Origin of the sequence: Pumilibacter muris (assembly GCF_943193045.1) — a bacterium.
Taxonomy (GTDB): Bacteria; Bacillota; Clostridia; order Christensenellales; family Pumilibacteraceae; genus Pumilibacter; species Pumilibacter muris.
This window is the reverse complement of record NZ_CALPCN010000002.1, coordinates 323,745-341,890: the sequence shown is the minus strand read 5'-3', so window position 1 is coordinate 341,890 and position 18,146 is coordinate 323,745. Positions and strand designations below refer to the sequence as shown.

The window sequence follows — 18,146 nt, the reverse complement described above, 5'->3', positions numbered from 1 at the left end:
TTGCCCGTCTTGCGCGCGACTGCGTTTTCAACCGTATCATGAAGCATAAACTTACGTGATACGGCATCAAAAGGAAAAATACGCGACAGCGGAGGATAAAATTTAAAGTATGACAAAACTAAACGAAGAATGCGGCGTGCTCGGATTTTACGACAACGACGGCTACAACGTGGCGCACATGCTGTATACGGGCATGTTCGCGCTTCAACATCGCGGGCAGCAGAGTTGCGGCATAGTTACTAACGACGACGCGCATTTGCACCAAATGAAAGACAAAGGGCTTGTTAGCGAAGTTTTTCACGAACATTCGCTCGCGTCGCTCACAGGGAATATGGGCGTTGCGCATGTGCGCTACGCGAAAGAGGGCGACCTTCTCAAAGAAAACGCTCAGCCGCTTGTGTCGCGCTATTGCAAAGGAAGCATAACCCTTGCGCACAACGGCAGTATAGTGAACGCCAAGCAACTCCGCGAAGAGCTCGAACTCGGCGGCGCAATCTTCCAATCAACCAACGAAACCGAAGTTATAATGCACCTAATAGCCATAGCGAGAACTCGCACTAAGAGCATAGAGCAAGCGGTGTTAAAAGTTATGGAACAAATAGAGGGAGCGTATAGCATGGTTTTAATGTCGCCGCGCAAATTGCTCGGCATACGCGACCCTCAAGGCTTCCGTCCGCTGTGCATAGGAAAGCTCGGAAACAGTTATATTCTTGCGAGCGAGAGCGTTGCGCTCGACGTTATGCGCGCCGAGTTTGTACGCGACGTGGAACCGGGCGAAGTTGTGCTTATTGAAGAGGGCGGCAAAATTACGAGCTTTAAAAACTTTTGCGGCAAAAAGCCGAGCCTTTGCGTGTTCGAATACGTCTATTTCGCCCGTCCCGATTCTATTATAGACGGCGTGAGCGTGTATCAAACCCGCATAGAAACGGGCAAACAACTCGCTTTGGCTCATCCCGTTAAAGCGGATATGGTTATAGGAGTGCCCGACAGCGGAACGCACTTTGCGCACGGCTACGCGTATCAAAGCGGTATTCCGTTCGGCGACGGACTTATTCGCAACCGCTATACGGGGCGCACGTTTATAAAGCAAACTCAAGCCGAACGCGAAATGGCGGTGTCTATAAAGTTGAACGTGCTTAAAAGCAACGTCGAGGGCAAAAGAATCGTTATGGTAGACGATTCGATTGTGCGCGGCACCACGAGCGCTAACCTTATTAAAATGCTTAAAGACGCGGGCGCGAAAGAAGTTCACATGCGCGTGGCGAGCCCTCCGTTCTTGTGGCCTTGCTACTACGGAACCGACATTCCGAGCAAAAAGGAACTTATGGCGGTTAAATACTCGCTCGAAGAAATCCGCGAAAAACTCGGGGCGGACTCGATAGGGTATCTTCCAATAGAGGCGCTTAAAAACATAGGGCTCAGAAAAGATTTCGGCTACTGCGACGCTTGCTTTACAGGCAATTATCCCGTAAGATAGCATAATAAAAAGTGTGACGTTTTTTGCAGTAGTTTCCATAGAGAAGTTCGGTGATATGAAAGAGAACCAGGCATAGCATAAAGCTATGCCTTTTCTGATATTTTGACTTTCGCTTGTGTTTTTGCTTCCAAAATGATATAATGATGGTGCGTAAACAGTAATTTAGCGGAAAAAAGGAAATGCAAACGATGAAAAAGCTTATTGCATATTGCGGGCTTGATTGCGAGAGTTGCGACGCAAGAACAGCTACGCTTAATAACGACAATGCACTGCGTGAAAAGGTAGCGCGGCTTTGGTCGGAAATGAACGGCATTGAAATTACGCCCGAAATGATAAACTGCGAAGGTTGTCGTGTAGACGGAGTTAAAACGCCTTTTTGCGACAGCCTTTGTCCTATACGGCAATGCGCGCTCGGTAAAGGATGCGAAACTTGCGGCGACTGTTCGGCAATGAACGATTGCCGTACTGTCGGCATGGTAATATCGAATAACGCCGAAGCATTAGGCAATCTTAAAAGCAAAGATTAACAAAAAAGGCGCAAGAATTATGAATACGGTATGGTCGAAATTTATACAAGGCGCAAAGACCTTGTATTACAGTCGCAAGTTGCGGTTTGACGATAAATTCGCAAGCGAGTACAAAGAGTTATTCGGTTTAGACGAAACAAAGCAACTGAAAATTCTTGAAATAGGTTGCGGTTCGGGTGCGCTTGCAGGCTCGCTCGCACGTTGGTATCCAAACGCGGAAATAATTGCTATCGACCGCGACGGCGAATTTATACGCTTTGCAAAAGAACACGAAACAGGCGTAACTTTTATAGAAGCCGATATTGCCGCATTACCGTTTGCAAATGAAAGCTTTGACGTTGTGATTTCCAACACCGTTTGCGAGCATATTGAGCCGTCCGTATTTTACAAAGAGCAACTGCGCGTATTGAAACCGAACGGCGTTTGCTTGGTGCTTTCTTCGCGTAAAGGCATAACGGTCGCGCCCGATTGCTATGTTGAAAGTGATTACGAAAAAGTGTTTTGGCAAAAAGCGGAACAATTCGATAACGCCGTTGAAAAATACGGCGTGGGTAAATATTATCTGAACGAGGCGAAATTGCCTGCCGCTATGGAACGATACGGATTTAAGAGCGTTAAAACGGGATATGTGATAGCAAATTTAACGCCCGATAATCCCGATACTGCGCCCGAATTTGCCCGTGCGATAATCGACGCCGACAGGTATGCGGCTATCGAATCGATAGAATCGGTTGTGTATTCTATGCCCGAACACTTTTCAAGCAAAGAAATAGCCGAAATGAAACGCATTGTAAATAATAAGTACGATACCCGCATCAATCAATATGACAACAACGAAAAGCAATGGGATACGACCGTATCGGTAACTATGGTATTGCGCGGAATTAAGCCGAATGTAACGGAGATTTGCAAAACAGCATCAAAAGTGATATAATGAGATTATATATAAGAAATATCTGGAGATTGATATGAAAGATAAAGAAATGACTTATGAAGAAAAGTTGAACGTAATGGAAAAATTCGGTCTGCAAAAAGAATGGTCGAAGTGGGAATTGAAACAGGAAAACGAATATTTTGCCGTTCTTCCCTCTTTCCGCTTTTTGAAGCCGATTAGCGACCACCTTGAATTTCATAGGGGCGGCTTTGCTGATATGATAAAAAAATATCAAGAGCAGGGCGAGCTTGACGAAAAATTTCCCGAAGTATTCGCGCTGATAAAAGAAGGGGCTTCGATAGAAAGCATAGAAAAGTTTGCGTTTGAAAGAGTGCAAGAAGCCGTCGAGTGCATTTTGTACCAACTCGGCGACCAGGAGTCCGCAGAATGCGCAGACGTGTTTGACGAGATAGATTGTTCAAAAATAAAAAAGATGCGCCTTATGGAAATCAATGATGACGGAACGCCGACAGGTCGGCGCGCCGTTGAGCTTCACGGAAAAATTCCGTTTTCCGATATGGAAGATTGACGATTGATGTTTAATTCAAAATCGAACGACAAGGAGTAAACACTATGACGGACGAGCAGATTGCAAAGCAATTGTTAAATAAGTACAAAAAAGACGACGCGGGAAGTTCGTTGACGCCGGAAGTTGTAGCCCAATTTAACGCATTATTCCGCGAGGCGGTTATTGACTTTTTCCCGAAATTCGTTGAAAAACATAAGGGGCAAACAATATACGGCATTTCTTTTGAAATAGGCAATCTCGTACAGTTCGTATACGAAGAGGACTTTGAAACGTACCTGTATTTCAACACGGAAGAAGAATACCGCAAACAAATCAAAGACTGCGCGGAAGATGAAAAATTGTACTACCGCTTCGAGCCGTATGCCGAGTGGGACGTTGTTCCCGCAGGCACGAAAGCATTCAAAAAGCTGCAAAAATTTTTGATGCAGAACAGTCTTTACTACTGCACCGTGTATTATCACTACGACCATTTGTTAAGTAAGGAAGTTGTCGATTGGTTTGAAGAAAACAGCGAGGACTTCGAGGAAAACTTCGATAGCGAGCGCGCTATGTTCCGTACTTTAATGGCGGGCGTTTTATGCAACTTACGGCAGGAAGGCTTTTGGAAAGAACAAGGGCTTGAAAAGCTGTACGTAATTCCTTTTGAGGCAGAGGACGAATTGCCTTTTGAAGAAAAGATAGCAACGTATCTTTAAATGGATTTCGGTTGTCACGCCGGCGAAACGGATTATTTGGAGTATATAAAAAGGTAGCCTCGTTAAAAAGAAATTTATTGAAGATAAACGGCTTTGCAAAAATAAGCAATATAATATTTATATTTATCCTATCAAGATAAGCTCACGCTTAATCTTTTTGTTTTTCTATATCTTAAAACATGTCGCTTTATAAATTTACACATTGCCACAATTCGAAAAATGCGCATGAGCCTTAGCCGCTTGACAACATTGCCGCAGTGCTGTACAATATTATAGGTGAAATTTGCCGCCGAACGGAAGGTAGCATTTTAAACTTACGGACTACGGAGACGAAGTTAAAATACGGTCATGAAAGAATTGATAGGTGCAATATTGATGCTACTTGCCGGCTTGGGCGTTCTTATGACGGGCATGAAGATGCTAAGCGAAGGACTCGAACGAAGCGCAGGTTCGAGTATGCGCAAGCTCTTCGGCAAAATCAGCAACAACCGTTTTGCAAGCATAGGGGTGGGGGCTGTTGCAACCGTTCTCGTAAATTCGTCGGCGGCTACAACCGTTATGGTGATAGGTTTTGTGAACGCGGGGCTCATGAGCCTTGTTCAAGCCACCGCCATAATAATGGGCGCGAACATAGGCACAACTCTAACGGGCGTTATAATAGCGCTTTCGGGATTCAGCCTTAGCGCATATATGGCTATTTTGGCTTTTATCGGCGTGCTTATAAATATGATTTCCAAAAACGACACCGTGAAAAAGGTGGGCTCGGCTATAACGGGCTTAGGTTTAATGTTCGTGGGGTTGTCGTTCATGAGCGAGGCTTTTAAGGCTCAGAAGATTGCGTCGGCGCTCGAATCGGTGTTTTTGAAAGTCGATTTCCCGTTGGTGCTCATTTTAATAGGAATAGTGTGCACCGCGCTGTTTCAGTCGTCGGCGGCAATGACGGCGATAGTCGTTACTATGTCGGGCGCGGGAATTATTCCTCTTTCGAGCGCGTTGTTCGTGATACTCGGCACCAACATAGGAACATGCGTAACGGCGATAATCGCTTCGTTCGGAACGAATACAAACGCTAAGCGCACGGCGATGATTCATTTGTTGTTCAACTTGATAGGCACGTTTATATTTACGGTGTTTATTTGGATATTCAGAGACGGCGCGGTTTGGCTACTTCGGAAAATGTCGGATAATCCGCAAATGCAAGTTGCGCTTTTCCACGTTATATTCAATATTTTAACAACCGCTTTGCTTGTGCCGTTTATTAAGCCGCTAACTCGCTTAGCCACTCTTTTGGTGCGCGACAAAGGCGACGACAGCACGCCTAAAATGTATTACATAGACGACCGTATTTTGCACACTCCGCCCATTGCGGTGGCGCAGGTGCTCAAAGAGGTTTCCAACATGGCGGTGCTTGCCAAAGAAAACCTCGACAGAGGGTTTAACGCGATTGTAAACGCGTCTGTTGCCGAACGCGAAAAGATTTTGCAAACCGAAGAAAAAATAAATTTCGTAAACAAAGGGGTGGCTCGCTATCTTATTAAAATGTCGTCGCTCAGTTTGCCGCGAAGCGACGAAAAGCTTGTCGGTTCGTTACATCACGTTATAGGCGACGTGGAACGCATAGGCGACCATGCCGAGAACTTTTTGGAAGAAGCGCAGGAAATGCAGGAAAACGGAATAACGTTTTCCGACGACGCTATGGACGAATTGAACAACATGTATCAAAAGGTGCGTTACATGTTCGAAAGAAGTTTGTACGTTTTCGAAAACCGCGACGAAACTGCGCTTGCCGAAATATCCGAACTCGAATCCGAAGTGGATATGTTGAAACGCGTTCTCGGCAACAATCATATTATGCGGCTTAACAGCGGAAATTGCTCGGTCGAATGCGGCACGCATTTTTATGCCATTATATCCGCGCTCGAAAGAGTTGCCGACCACCTCACGAACGTTGCGTTCAGCATAAAGAGCCCGTCGGGTTCGCAAATAGAGGCTATGGAAAAGATAGCGAAAGAACAGGCGAAAAGGCATCATGCGTAAAATTTTTTTATTGTCTTATGCGATAAAAGAAGCGCTTTTTGTCTTACAGACATTTTGCTACGCTTGCAATTAAAGGAGAACTCGTGATATACGTTGTAGGCAGTTTGAATATGGATATATCGGCAACGGTCGCGCGGTTTCCCCGCGCGGGCGAAACGGTTGCCGCCGAATCGGTGCTTACAAGTCCCGGAGGCAAAGGAGCCAATCAAGCCACAGCAATAGGCAAGCTCGGCGGCGATTGCGCCATGCTCGGAAAAGTCGGCCCCGACGTTTTCGGCGAACAGATGATAAACAATTTAAAATCTTACGGCGTTAGAACCGAGCATGTAACCGCGTCGCAATGCGAGAGCGGAACGGCGCTTATATGGGTGCACAAAGGCAACAACAGAATTGTGCTCAATAGCGGCGCGAACGGAACGCTAACCGAAACCGACGTGAGCGAAGGATTAAAAAACGCAAAAGCGGGCGATATTTTAATGTTGCAGCTCGAAGTGCCGCTCGATACCGTTGCCCACGCGTTAAGAGTGGGGAAGCGGAAAGGAATGATTACAATGCTTAATCCCGCGCCCGCCGTGCAACTCGGTTTGGAGATATACGAAAACAGCGAAATAATAACTCCTAACGAAACCGAAACGCAAATTCTTACGGGAATTATGCCCGATTGCGAAGTGAACGTTGCGCTTGCCGTTAAAAAGTTCAGAGAAATGGGCGCAAGCAATGTGATTATAACGCTCGGCAAAACGGGCAGCGCCGTTGCGGTAGGAAAAGAAATCACGCTGATTCCGGCGCACAAAGTTAAGGTTACGGATACGACTGCGGCGGGCGACACCTATGTTGGCGCCGTAGCGGTGAAATTGAGCGAGGGCGAAAATATTGTAGACGCGGCGAAATTTGCGTCTTACGCGAGCGCGCTCAAAATTACGCGAAAGGGCGCGGCTGTGGCTATTCCCACCTTGAAAGAAGTGGAAGAGTTTATTGCTTTGCGCAACGCGACAAAATGAGGTATTTTTTATGAAAATAGACACGCATACTCACACAAGCGGCGTAAGTTTTTGCAGCGAGGTGTCGCCGCAAGAGTTTGCAGAGAGATACAGAGAAGAGGGTTACGGCGCCGTTTTGCTTACCAACCATTATTCGCGCATGTATATGTTTCGTTACGGCGAAACTTGGGACGAGCAAATAAAAATATATTTGAACGAATACCGCAAAGCGAAAGAAGCGGGCGACAACGCGGGAATACCGGTGCTACTCGGAGCCGAAGTGGCTATATCCACTCCAAAAAGCCCTTATATAGAATTTTTGCTGTACGGCGCCGACGAGGAATTTTTTATGAGCAATCCCCGTCTTTACGATAAGTCGCAAGCCGAGCTTTATAAAATCTGCCACGACAACGGCGTGCTGTTGTTTCAGTCGCACCCGTTCCGCGACGAGCAGGGACATTTTCCGCAAGACCCCGAATTTATGGACGGCACGGAAATAAACTGTCATCCGTATTTTTTGCGTCACGAAGACAAAGTGCGCGAATTTGCGGATAAGCATAATCTTATGCTTGTGTGCGGAAGCGATTTTCATTTTGCTTATCAAGCGGGAACGGCTGCCACGCTTGTGCCCGACTCAATCGGCAGCTCTAAACAATTCGCCGATTTTTTGCGCGGCAATCCGCGCCCCGAAATTTTTATAAAATAAAATATACAAATACGGCGCAAATTAGTACGCTTTCTTTTTGAGTTGAACGCCGTGTTACGAAAATTTTCCCGTATAAATCGAAAATTAAAAATACGTTAAAAATTTGCACGCTTGAATTAGCCATAAAACGTAAAATCGGTGAAAACCGACCGAAAATAAGCGCATTTCAGCGTTATTTTGACGTTTTTTACTTTAATTTTGTTGAATACGGTTGACATAATGTAGTAGTGCTTATATAATATAATAAGCGACGGGTGCGTGCGCTTTTTTGCGTGCGCGTCGTCGAAAAAAATACGAGGACAAGGTTCGCTAATGAGTTTTTATATCGCGGGCACGGGAAGCGCGCTTCCTCAAAAGGTTGTGTCGAACGACGAGCTCGGCAAAATCGTGGAGACAAACGACGAATGGATTCGTACCCGCACGGGGATACATAACCGCAGAGTGCTCACAAACGAAACGCTTACCGAGCTTTCCGCAAAAGCCGCGTCTTGCGCTCTTGCCGACGCGGGAGTGAAAGCGTCGGATATTGACCTTGTGATTTGCGCCACTATGAGGGGCGACACCGTAACGCCGTCGCAGGCGTGCCTGACTGCCGCAGAACTCGGCATAATAGCGCCTTGTTTCGACATAAACGCCGCGTGCAGCGCAATGCTTTACGGTTTCGATATTGCCGATTCTTTTATTCAAACGGGAAAAGCCGAGTGCGTTCTTATTATTGCGTGCGAGGCAATGAGCAAGCAGCTCGATTGGTCGGACCGCGCCACGTGCGTGTTGTTCGGCGACGGAGCGGCGGCTGCCGTTCTTAAAAAGGGCGACGGACTTTTGGGACAGTGTTTGGCGTGCGTCCCCAACGGAAAAACCATTTTTACGCCCGCTTTCGAGGGGGCGAGCCCGTTTTCCACTCGGGAAGCGCGAAAAGTTGCTCTCAACATGGACGGAAAGGAAACTTATAAGTTCGCGGTAAACGTTATGGTGGAGCAAATGGAAAAAGTGCTCGAAAAAGCGGGGCTTACCGTAAACGATATAGACTATGTGCTTCCGCACCAAGCGAATATTCGCATTATAGACGCGGCAAAGAAAAGATTTAATATTCCCGACGAAAAAGTGCTCACCAATATTTCGTCTTACGGCAATATGTCGGCTACGAGCATAGCGGTTCTACTCGACGAGAACGCGCGTTCGGGCAAATTCAAAAAGGGCGACAAGCTGTTGTTTGTTGCTTTCGGCGCCGGCATGACTGCCGCCGCCGCAATTTTAACGTGGAACAAATAGTTCGAGAGAACTTTTGTAAATAAAAAAAACAAATCGGAGACTTTCGTCTCGCATAAGGAGAACAACTATGGAAACTTTGAAAACTTTATCTGAAATCGTGAACGACTACAAGGGCGAAGCTGTGAACGTTACCGCCGATACCACTTTCGAAGAACTCGGCTTCGACTCGCTCGATAAAGTGGACCTTATGATGCAAGTTGAAGAAAAGTTCGGCGTAACGCTCGGCGACGACGTTGCCGTTGCTACCGTTGGCGAACTTGCGGCTAAAATCGACGAGTTGAAATAAAAATGAGCAAGGCTTTTTTGTTTGCCGGGCAGGGGGCGCAAACGCCGGGAATGGCGTGCGAGCTCGCTTCTCCGCGCGTAAAGGAGCTGTTTGACATAGCCGAATCGGTTAAGCCGGGAATAACCGAGCTTATAAGAAGCGGCACACTTGAAGAACTGAGCAAAACCGAGAACACGCAGCCTTGCATGTTCGTGGCTGATTTGGCTTACGCTTATGCCGAAGAAGAGCAAAACGGCGCGCCGCAAGCGGCGTGCGGTTTTTCCGTAGGCGAAATTCCCGCGCTCGTATACGCGGGAGCGCTTACCGTTACCGACGGGCTCCGCGTTATAATAAAGCGCGCGGAACTTATGCGCGACGCGGGAAATAAACGCGGCGGCACTATGCTCGCCGCTGTGGGGCTTACTCCCGAGCAAGCGGAAGAAGCTGCGGCAAGTTGCGCAAACGCGTGGGCGGCAAACTATAACGCGCCCAAGCAAACGGTTATAGCCGTTTCGCAAGAAAGCGAGCAAAAGCTTGCGGGCATTATAGCGTCTTTGGGCGGCAGAGCTATTAAGCTAAAAGTGTCGGGCGCTTTTCATTGCCCCGTGTTGAACGAGGCGTCGGAAGAATTCGGCGAGTTTTTGAACGGAATAACGTTTTCAAAGCCGCAAATTCCCGTTTTTGCCAACTTAACCGCGCAGCCTTACGGCGAGAATGCGCGCGAAACTTTGGCAAAACAAATGTGCTCTCCCGTCAGATTTACAGACACTGTGGCAAATATGCTCGCGTTCGGAATAGAAGAATTCAAAGAAGTGGGACCCGGAAAGGTTCTTACGGGTTTGGTGAATAAAATAAGAGCGTAACGCTCTTACGGCAAAAGCAAGACGCTTTTTAAAGCTAAGCTTGCTTTTTTGTATGCGTTTTGCGATGCGCGGGAGTTCCGCTCTTTACGCGTTTCGAAAACGTTTGTAACAAGGAGGTCATGGTTATAATTATGGAAAGTATATTAAAAGGTAAAACGGTTGTAGTTACGGGCGCGGGCAGAGGAATAGGGCAGGCGATTGCCTCGCTTTGCGCGCAAAAAGGAGCTAACATTGCGGTTCCGTTCGTGGGTCCTTATCCTACGGAGGCAATCGAAGAATTTCGCGGCTACGGAGTTAAAGCCGAAGCTTACGAATGCGACGTGGCGGATTTCGCGGTAACCAAAACGGTTTGCGATAAAATTTTAGAAGATTTCGGCACGGTGGATTCGCTTGTGAACAACGCGGGAATAACGGCGGACAAGCTCATTTTGAGCATGGGCGAATCCGACTTCGACAAAGTTATAGCGGTAAATCTTAAAGGCGCTTTCAATATGATAAAGCATTTAACGCGCAACTTTATGCGCAACGGCGGAGCCATTGTGAATATAAGCAGCGTTGTGGGCTTAATGGGAAACGCCGGGCAGGCGAATTATTCGGCGAGCAAGGCGGGACTTATAGGTCTTACCAAAACGGTGGCGCGCGAACTTGCTTCGCGCAACGTTACCTGCAACGCGGTTGCGCCCGGCTTTATAGACACCGCCATGACGGCGGCGCTCACTCCCGCGCAACAAGACGCCATTAAAAAGCAAATTCCGCTCGGCTATATCGGAAAACCAGACGACGTGGCTCGCGCCGTAGTGTTTTTCCTTGAAAACCGCTATGTGAGCGGCGAAGTTATTAAGGTAGACGGAGGAATGTATATTTAATATGGAAAAACGCGTTGCCGTTACGGGATTGGGCGTTATTTCTCCCGTAGGACTGAATACGGAAACAGCTTGGAACGCGGTTAAAAATGGAAAAAACGGCATTGCCCGCGTAACCAAATTCGACGTAACCGATTTTAAGTCTACGCTTGCCGCAGAGGTTAAAGATTTTGACCCTCTTATGTATATGCAGCGCGGCGAGCTGAGAAAAAACGACCTTTACACGCAATACGCTTTGGCGGCGGCGGCTCAGGCTGTGGAAGACAGCGGAATAGTCGGCAAGGTTGAAAGCGAGCGTTTCGGAGTTTATGTTGGCAGCGGCATAGGCGGAATTTCCACTATGATGAGCGAGCACGGCAAACTTTTGGAAGGCGGCTATCGCAAAATTAGCCCGTTCTTTGTGCCCATGATGATTTCAAACATGGCGGCGGGAACTATTGCAATAAAATATAAAGCTTGCGGAGTTACTCTGCCTATCGTTACCGCGTGCGCCACGAGCACCAACAGCATAGGCGAAGCGTTCCGTGCGATAAAACACGGCTATGCCGACGCTATAATAGCGGGCGGCAGCGAAGCGGCGGTTAATCCGCTCGCTTTCGGCGGATTTATAAACTGTATGGCTCTCACACAGGCAACCGACGCCGACGCGGCGAGTTTGCCGTTCGATAAGCGCAGGGGCGGATTCGTTATGGGTGAGGGCGGAGCTATACTTGTGCTCGAAGAATACGAGCACGCGGTTGCGCGCGGCGCGAAAATTTACGCCGAAATGACGGGCTACGGCAACACTTGCGACGCCCATCACATAACCGCGCCCGACCCCGAAGCCTCGCAGTCGGCTCGCGCTATAAAATTTGCTATGGATGAAAGCGGAATCGCCGGCGGCGACGGTGTGTATGTGAACGCACACGGCACGGGAACGCCGCTAAACGACAAAACCGAAACGGCGGCAATCAAAAAGGCGTTCGGAGAAGCGGAGGCAAAAAAAGTTAAGATAAGTTCCACTAAATCCATGACGGGTCATATGCTCGGCGCGGCGGGAGCTATGGAGGCGGTGCTTTCGGTGCTCGCTCTGCGCGACGGAATAATTCCGCCTACAATCAACTACCGCGAGCCCGACCCCGAATGCGATTTGTACGTTACACCGAATAAAGCCGAAAAAGCGGATTTGCAGTTTGCGATTTCAACAAGTCTCGGATTCGGCGGGCACAATGCGTGCGTTGCGTTTAAAAAAGCGCGATAGTGGCAAAAAAGCGCAAATAAGTGAATTTTGAGCGCGCGGAACGCGTCGTGAGTGTTGTCGCGCTTTCGAAAAACGTTTTGTGACAGGAGGTCACGGATAACAATGGATTTAAAAAGCATTAAAAATCTTATAAGCATATTCGAAAATTCTCAGCTCGGCGAAATGGAAGTCGAGTCGGGCGAAAACGGCGAAAGTTTGAGAGTGGTTTTAAAGAGGAACTCCGCTTCCGCCGCAGTGCAAGTTGCGTCGGTTGCCGTTCCTGCGGCGGCTCCCGTAGCCGAGCCTGCTCCGCAACTTAAAGCGGAAACGGGCCCGAGCGAAGGAGTGCTCGACTACAATTTGGTGTCGGACATAAAGTCGCCTATGGTGGGAGTTTTTTACAGCGCGCCCTCGCCCGAGTCGGAACCGTTCGTAACGCGCGGCACAAAGGTGAAAAAGGGCGATACTCTCTGCATAATAGAAGCCATGAAACTTATGAACGAAGTCGTTGCCGAGCGCGACGGCGAAATAGTCGAAGTTCTTCCCAAGTCGGGAGAACTTGTTGAGTTCGGGCAAGTGTTGTTCCGCATTTTTTAAGCGGCGCAGTTTATTCATATAAAGAAAAGAACCGAGCGCGAACTGTTTGCGGTCGGCTGAGGCAATAAAGACCCGATTGCGAAACGACGAAAACGTGACGAAATCGGCAAGGCATTAAAAAGAACCGAGCGCGGAAAGTTGAAAAATTTTTGCGCGTCGGCTGAGGCATTAAAAGAATGTTTACGAAAATTTTGATTGCCAATCGCGGCGAAGTCGCGGTGCGGGTAATACGCGCATGTAAGGAAATGGGCATTTCAACCGTCGCGGTGTTCAGCGAAGCCGACCGCGAGGGGCTTTGGGTGTCGCTTGCCGACGAGGCGTATTGCATAGGTCCCGCGTTTTTAAAAGACAGCTATTTGAATATGACGGCTATTATAGACGTGGCTGTGGCGACGGGCGCGCAAGCGATTCATCCCGGCTACGGTCTTTTGAGCGAAAATTCGAGATTTGCCGAGCTTTGCTCGCAGTGCGGCATAAAGTTTATAGGACCGAATTACAAAGTTATAGACGCAATGGGCAATAAAGACGAAGCGCGCCGCACAATGAAAAAAGCGGGAGTGCCCGTTGTGCCCGGAATGGACGCCATTACCGACGTGAACGAGGCTGTGAAAGTTGCGAAACAAATAGGCTATCCCGTTATCGTTAAAGCGAGCGCGGGCGGCGGCGGCAGAGGCATTCGCATAGTGGAGTCGGAAGAGGAACTTCCCAAAGCCATTAAAATCGCGTCTACCGAAGCGGCGGGAGCTTTCGGCAACGGCGAGGTGTATCTCGAAAAATACTTGACCCATGTTAAGCACGTTGAAGTGCAACTGCTGTGCGACGAACACGGCAATATAGTTACGCTCGGCGAGCGCGATTGCTCCGTTCAGCGCAAAAACCAAAAGATTATAGAGGAAAGCCCTTGCGCCACGTTGCCCGAATCCGTTCGCAAAAAAATGTTTGCGGCGGCGAGAAAAGCGGCTGAGGCGGTTGGCTATACCAACGCGGGCACTGTGGAGTTTTTGTTCGACGGCACGAATTTTTATTTTATGGAAATGAACACAAGGCTTCAAGTGGAACACCCCGTAACCGAATACGTTTCGGGCGTAGACCTTGTGAAATGGCAAATCCGCATTGCCGCAGGGTTGGAACTCGACCGCCTGCAAAACGACGTGCGCTTAGAAGGGTGCGCAATAGAATGCCGCATAAACAGCGAGGACGTGAAAAATAATTTCCGCCCGTCTTGCGGCAAAATTACGCTTTTGCACATACCCGGCGGGCCGTGGGTGCGGTTCGATACCGCTATTTATCAAGATTACACTATTCCGCCGTATTACGATTCGATGATAGGCAAGCTCATAGTGTTCGCGCGCGACCGCAAAGAGGCGATACGCAAACTTAACGCGGCGCTTTGCGAGCTTGTTGTGGAGGGTGTGAACTACAACGCCGAACTCGGTTGCGACATTCTCTCGGAGCCCGAGTTCGAAAACGGCACTTATTGCACCGATTTTATGGCGACGCACAAATTTTAGCCGTTTGCGGGTAAAATTGCGGTCTATAGCGCAAACCGCAAAAAACCGGACGTTCGTAAATAAATAAAAAAGAAAATTCCGACGGGCATTCGAGCGTTAGTCGGAATATATAAAAGGATATAAGAATGGGATTCGAAGAAACAATACGGAAAATATTTTTCCGCAAACCCAAAATAGAGCTCGAAGGCGGCGCCGACGGAAGTAAGCCTGCGGTGCCCGAAAAAGTGTCGGTACGATGCGAAAAGTGCCGGCAGATTTTGCTTTCGAGCGAGCTTGACGCAAACATGAAAGTGTGCCCCAAATGCGGCTATCATTTTAAAATAGGCGCGAGAGAGCGGCTTGCCGCGCTTGCCGACGACGGCGAATTCGTTGAAATGTTTTCCGAAGTTGTAACTCCCGCCGACGCGGATTTTCCGGGCTATTCGGATAAGCTTGAAAAGGCGAGGGCGGAAAGCGGCGAAACCGAAGGCGCGATTGTGGGCGTTTTGCGTCTGTCGGGAATGTACGTTGCCGTTTTCGCAATGGACCACCGCTTTATGATGGGCAGCATGGGATACGCCGTAGGCGAAAGAATTACGAGAATATTCGAATACGCAACGCTTCACCGCTATCCTGTGGTGGGATTCGCTCTTTCCGGCGGCGCGCGCATGCAAGAGGGAATAACGTCGCTAATGCAAATGGCTAAAACGAGCGCGGCTGTGGGCAAGCATAATGACGCGGGGCTTTTATACGTTCCCGTGCTCACCAACCCCACTACGGGCGGCGTGTCGGCGTCGTTCGCGTTTCTCGGCGACATTATTTTAGCGGAACCCGACGCTCTTATAGGTTTTGCGGGCCCGCGCGTTATAGAGCAAACTATTAGGCAGAAATTGCCTGCGGGCTTTCAGAGGGCGGAATTTTTGCAACAAAAGGGCTATGTGGATTTAATCGTTAAGCGAACCGAAATGAAAACGAAACTCGGCGAAATTTTGGCATTGCACACGGGAGGAGCTGAAAATGGCGGCGAAAACAGACAATAAAAAGACGCCCGCAAATGCGGATAAAAAGAAAGCGGCGCTCGAAAGCGTTGCTCCCGAGCAAAAAGAACTTACGCCTTACGAAATAGTTTGTCGCAGTCGCGATAAAACGCGCCCTACCGCAGTTAAATATATTGCGGGCATAGTAGACGGATTTATAGAGCTTCACGGCGACAGAGGGTTTGCCGACGACGCCGCGATAATAGGCGGAATAGGAAGAATAGGCGGTATGCCCGTTACCGTTATAGGAATAGAAAAGGGCGTAGACACAGCCGATAAAATAAAACACAATTTCGGCGGAGCGTCGCCCGAAGGCTACCGCAAAGCGTTAAGACTGATGAAACAAGCCGAAAAATTTAATCGCCCCGTGCTAAACATTGTGGATACGTCGGGCGCGGCTTGCGGCATAGGCGCGGAAGAACGCGGTGAAGCTGAAGCGATTGCGGTTAATCTTATGAAAATGGCGGGGCTTAAAGTGCCGGTACTTAGCCTGTTTATAGGCGAGGGCGGAAGCGGCGGGGCTTTGGGGCTTGCGGTTGCCGACGAAGTGTGGATAACAGAGACTTCCACTTATTCGGTTATATCGCCCGAAGGCTGCGCGTCTATTCTGTATAAAGATTCGTCTAAGGTGCGCGAAGCGGCGGAGGCTTTAAAGCTTACGGCGCCCGAGCTTTTAAAAAAGAAAGCCGTAGAGCGTGTTATAGAGGAAAAGGATTTTTCCGACGGGTATTTTGCGGCGCTTAAATCCGACATAGCGGAATTTTTCAAAAAGAAAGCGGCGGTGCCCGTTGAACAACTTGTTGCCGAAAGATACAAGCGTTTCAGAGCGTTTTAGAAATAGGGACTAAAAGAGGAATAAAAGCGTAATATGATTACCATTGTAACCGACACTTCAGTAGGGTATTCGCGCGCGGAGGCGGAAAGCAGAAACATTCGCTTGGTGAGCTTGGCTTATCTTATAAGCGGAATTCCGTACAGCGAGCAGCCTCGCGGCGAGAACGGCAATTTTGCGGAAAAAATGCGCGGAAAGCATCTTAAAACGAGTCAGCCCGCGCCGTTCGCGTTTTCACGCATTTTCGAGGAACTGACGCAAAACGGCGGCGAGGTGCTTTGCATAACTCTTTCGAGCGCGCTCAGCGGCACCTATTCGAGCGCAGTTAAAGCGGCGGAGCCGTTCGGCAAAAGCGTGCGCGTAATAAATTCGGGTACGGTAAACGGAGGACTTCATTTGCTTGTTGACGAAGCCGTGAATATGCTTGTGGGCGGACTTACGCTCGAAGAAATTTGCAACAACCTCGAAGGAATAAAGAGTAAAATCGGAACGGTTTTCACTGTGGAGTCGCTCGAACCTCTCAAAAAAGGAGGCAGGCTCGTTGCGAGCAAGTCGGCAAACACAACTCTTAACACTCGCCCCATTCTAACGCTTGTGGACAGCATACAGTTTGTGAGCAACGTGCGCGGAATAAAGCCGAGAATAGACGCGCTCGTTTCGGCGGTGCCCGATTCGGCAAGACGCATTTTTCTTATGAAATCGGAGGGAGCCGACACAACCCGCGTGGAATCCGCTCTTTCGGCGCGTTTCCCTCACGTTAAAATCCATTTGCGCACTGTGGGACCCGTGCTGACGGTGCACGTCGGAGAAGGGGCAATAGGAATTTCATATATAGGCAGATAAAATCGCCTTTACTTAGGAATCGTAAATTATGACTAACGAAGAAATAGACGCAAAACTTTTGTCTCTTGCCGACGCTGAATACAAAGAGTTTAACGCGAAAATAGTTAATTCGAATTTGAAAATGCTCGGAGTGCGCGCGCCGCAATTAAAAGGGCTCGCAAAAGTCATAGCGCGCGAGCCCGAAAATTTTTTCGATTCGTATAAGCTTGAAAATTACGAGCAAATACTTTTGTATTCGCTCGCATTTTCTTTTGCAAAGAAAATGCCTATTGAGGAAAAATTCGCACGGCTCGACAAGGTTTTGCCGCTGTTCGATAATTGGGCGCATGTGGATATGACGGTGGGAGCTTTTAAAGAACTCGGAAAATACCGCGACTTATTTTTAAGTCGATATGCGCGTTTGGTTGAAGCGCCCGAATACGAGCGCAGGTTTATGGTTGTGTTTTTAATGAGCTATTGCCTTACTCCCGAATATTTGCCTACCGTGTTCGGGCTGTACGAAAAAATGCAGTGCGATAAATATTATGTGAATATGGGAATAGCTTGGGGGCTGAGCGTTGCGCTCGTAAAGTTTTACGACGAAACGTTCGCGTTTTTGGAAAGAGGAACGTTCAACAACTTTATAGTGCGCAAAACCGTGCAAAAAGCGCGCGAAAGTTTCAGAATACCGCCCGAGCGAAAAGCGGAACTGAAAAACCGTTTTTTTCCCGTGTTGCCGCGAGCGTAGCGAACGGTGCTTCCCATGTCATTGCGAACTTAGCGAAGCAATCCCAAGCGTAGAGCGGAGATTGCCGCGTCACTAACATTCGTTCGTTGCGCGCAATGACAAGCGAACTGTCATTGCAAGCGAAACGGTCTTATGCGAGCGCACTCCCGAATCCCACATAAAAACAAAAAAAACAACGGAAGCGGGCAATAAAACCTACGTTTTTCAGTTGCCAAAGTTTGTTTCTTGTGATACAATGAATATACAATAAATA

The 18,146-nt window shown here is 48.4% G+C and carries 19 protein-coding genes; all 19 read left to right on the top strand.

All coding sequences use genetic code 11. The features are described from left to right. The first annotated feature begins 109 nt into the window (after positions 1–109). The 19 genes from purF to NFR62_RS04125 all read left to right on the top strand — a co-directional run bounded on the left by purF (position 110) and on the right by NFR62_RS04125 (position 17,893). Positions 110–1,477, top strand: coding sequence for an amidophosphoribosyltransferase (gene purF, locus NFR62_RS04215; RefSeq protein WP_251614737.1), 1,368 nt, complete (start codon positions 110–112; stop codon positions 1,475–1,477). A gap of 188 nt (positions 1,478–1,665) precedes the next feature. Next, on the top strand, positions 1,666–2,004 hold the full coding sequence (locus NFR62_RS04210) for a DUF3795 domain-containing protein (RefSeq protein WP_251614735.1): 339 nt from the start codon (positions 1,666–1,668) through the stop codon (positions 2,002–2,004). Between the two features lie 19 nt (positions 2,005–2,023). After that, positions 2,024–2,938, top strand: coding sequence for a class I SAM-dependent methyltransferase (locus NFR62_RS04205; protein WP_251614733.1), 915 nt, complete (start codon positions 2,024–2,026; stop codon positions 2,936–2,938). Positions 2,939–2,972: 34 nt separating this feature from the next. Further along, positions 2,973–3,467 (top strand): hypothetical protein, encoded by a 495-nt coding sequence (locus tag NFR62_RS04200; protein WP_251614731.1) that lies wholly within the window; start codon positions 2,973–2,975, stop codon positions 3,465–3,467. Positions 3,468–3,511: 44 nt separating this feature from the next. After that, positions 3,512–4,162, top strand: coding sequence for a DUF4303 domain-containing protein (locus tag NFR62_RS04195; protein ID WP_251614729.1), 651 nt, complete (start codon positions 3,512–3,514; stop codon positions 4,160–4,162). A gap of 348 nt (positions 4,163–4,510) precedes the next feature. Further along, positions 4,511–6,199, top strand: a complete 1,689-nt coding sequence (locus NFR62_RS04190) for a Na/Pi cotransporter family protein (RefSeq protein ID WP_251614727.1) — start codon at positions 4,511–4,513, stop codon at positions 6,197–6,199. A 38-nt stretch (positions 6,200–6,237) separates the two neighbouring features. After that, positions 6,238–7,200, top strand: coding sequence for a ribokinase (rbsK, locus tag NFR62_RS04185; protein WP_251614724.1), 963 nt, complete (start codon positions 6,238–6,240; stop codon positions 7,198–7,200). A 10-nt stretch (positions 7,201–7,210) separates the two neighbouring features. Then, on the top strand, positions 7,211–7,885 hold the full coding sequence (locus NFR62_RS04180) for a PHP domain-containing protein (protein WP_251614722.1): 675 nt from the start codon (positions 7,211–7,213) through the stop codon (positions 7,883–7,885). 312 nt (positions 7,886–8,197) lie between these two features. After that, entirely contained in the window at positions 8,198–9,157 is a 960-nt protein-coding gene (locus tag NFR62_RS04175; protein WP_251614720.1) for a beta-ketoacyl-ACP synthase III, read from the top strand. A 67-nt stretch (positions 9,158–9,224) separates the two neighbouring features. Further along, on the top strand, positions 9,225–9,443 hold the full coding sequence (locus tag NFR62_RS10135) for an acyl carrier protein (protein WP_275556880.1): 219 nt from the start codon (positions 9,225–9,227) through the stop codon (positions 9,441–9,443). 2 nt (positions 9,444–9,445) lie between these two features. Further along, on the top strand, positions 9,446–10,285 hold the full coding sequence (locus NFR62_RS04165) for an ACP S-malonyltransferase (RefSeq protein ID WP_251614717.1): 840 nt from the start codon (positions 9,446–9,448) through the stop codon (positions 10,283–10,285). A 131-nt stretch (positions 10,286–10,416) separates the two neighbouring features. Next, the gene (locus tag NFR62_RS04160) at positions 10,417–11,151 is read left to right on the top strand and encodes a 3-oxoacyl-ACP reductase family protein (protein WP_251614715.1); all 735 of its coding nucleotides are present in this window, start codon (positions 10,417–10,419) and stop codon (positions 11,149–11,151) included. A 1-nt stretch (position 11,152) separates the two neighbouring features. Next, the gene (gene fabF / locus NFR62_RS04155; protein ID WP_251614713.1) at positions 11,153–12,388 is read left to right on the top strand and encodes a beta-ketoacyl-ACP synthase II; all 1,236 of its coding nucleotides are present in this window, start codon (positions 11,153–11,155) and stop codon (positions 12,386–12,388) included. Positions 12,389–12,490: 102 nt separating this feature from the next. Continuing rightward, positions 12,491–12,964: an acetyl-CoA carboxylase biotin carboxyl carrier protein gene (accB, locus tag NFR62_RS04150; protein ID WP_251614710.1), complete on the top strand. Its 474-nt coding sequence runs from the start codon at positions 12,491–12,493 to the stop codon at positions 12,962–12,964. Between the two features lie 176 nt (positions 12,965–13,140). After that, complete coding sequence (accC, locus tag NFR62_RS04145) at positions 13,141–14,475, top strand: acetyl-CoA carboxylase biotin carboxylase subunit (RefSeq protein ID WP_251614707.1); 1,335 nt, start codon at positions 13,141–13,143, stop codon at positions 14,473–14,475. Positions 14,476–14,600: 125 nt separating this feature from the next. After that, the gene (gene accD, locus NFR62_RS04140; RefSeq protein ID WP_251614703.1) at positions 14,601–15,494 is read left to right on the top strand and encodes an acetyl-CoA carboxylase, carboxyltransferase subunit beta; all 894 of its coding nucleotides are present in this window, start codon (positions 14,601–14,603) and stop codon (positions 15,492–15,494) included. Next, the gene (gene accA / locus NFR62_RS04135) at positions 15,466–16,326 is read left to right on the top strand and encodes a carboxyltransferase subunit alpha (protein ID WP_420851354.1); all 861 of its coding nucleotides are present in this window, start codon (positions 15,466–15,468) and stop codon (positions 16,324–16,326) included. The genes accD and accA overlap by 29 nt, the downstream gene beginning before the upstream one ends. A gap of 33 nt (positions 16,327–16,359) precedes the next feature. After that, entirely contained in the window at positions 16,360–17,166 is an 807-nt protein-coding gene (locus NFR62_RS04130) for a DegV family protein (RefSeq protein ID WP_251614698.1), read from the top strand. A gap of 28 nt (positions 17,167–17,194) precedes the next feature. After that, positions 17,195–17,893, top strand: a complete 699-nt coding sequence (locus NFR62_RS04125) for a DNA alkylation repair protein (protein ID WP_251614695.1) — start codon at positions 17,195–17,197, stop codon at positions 17,891–17,893. The last annotated feature ends 253 nt before the right edge of the window (positions 17,894–18,146 follow it).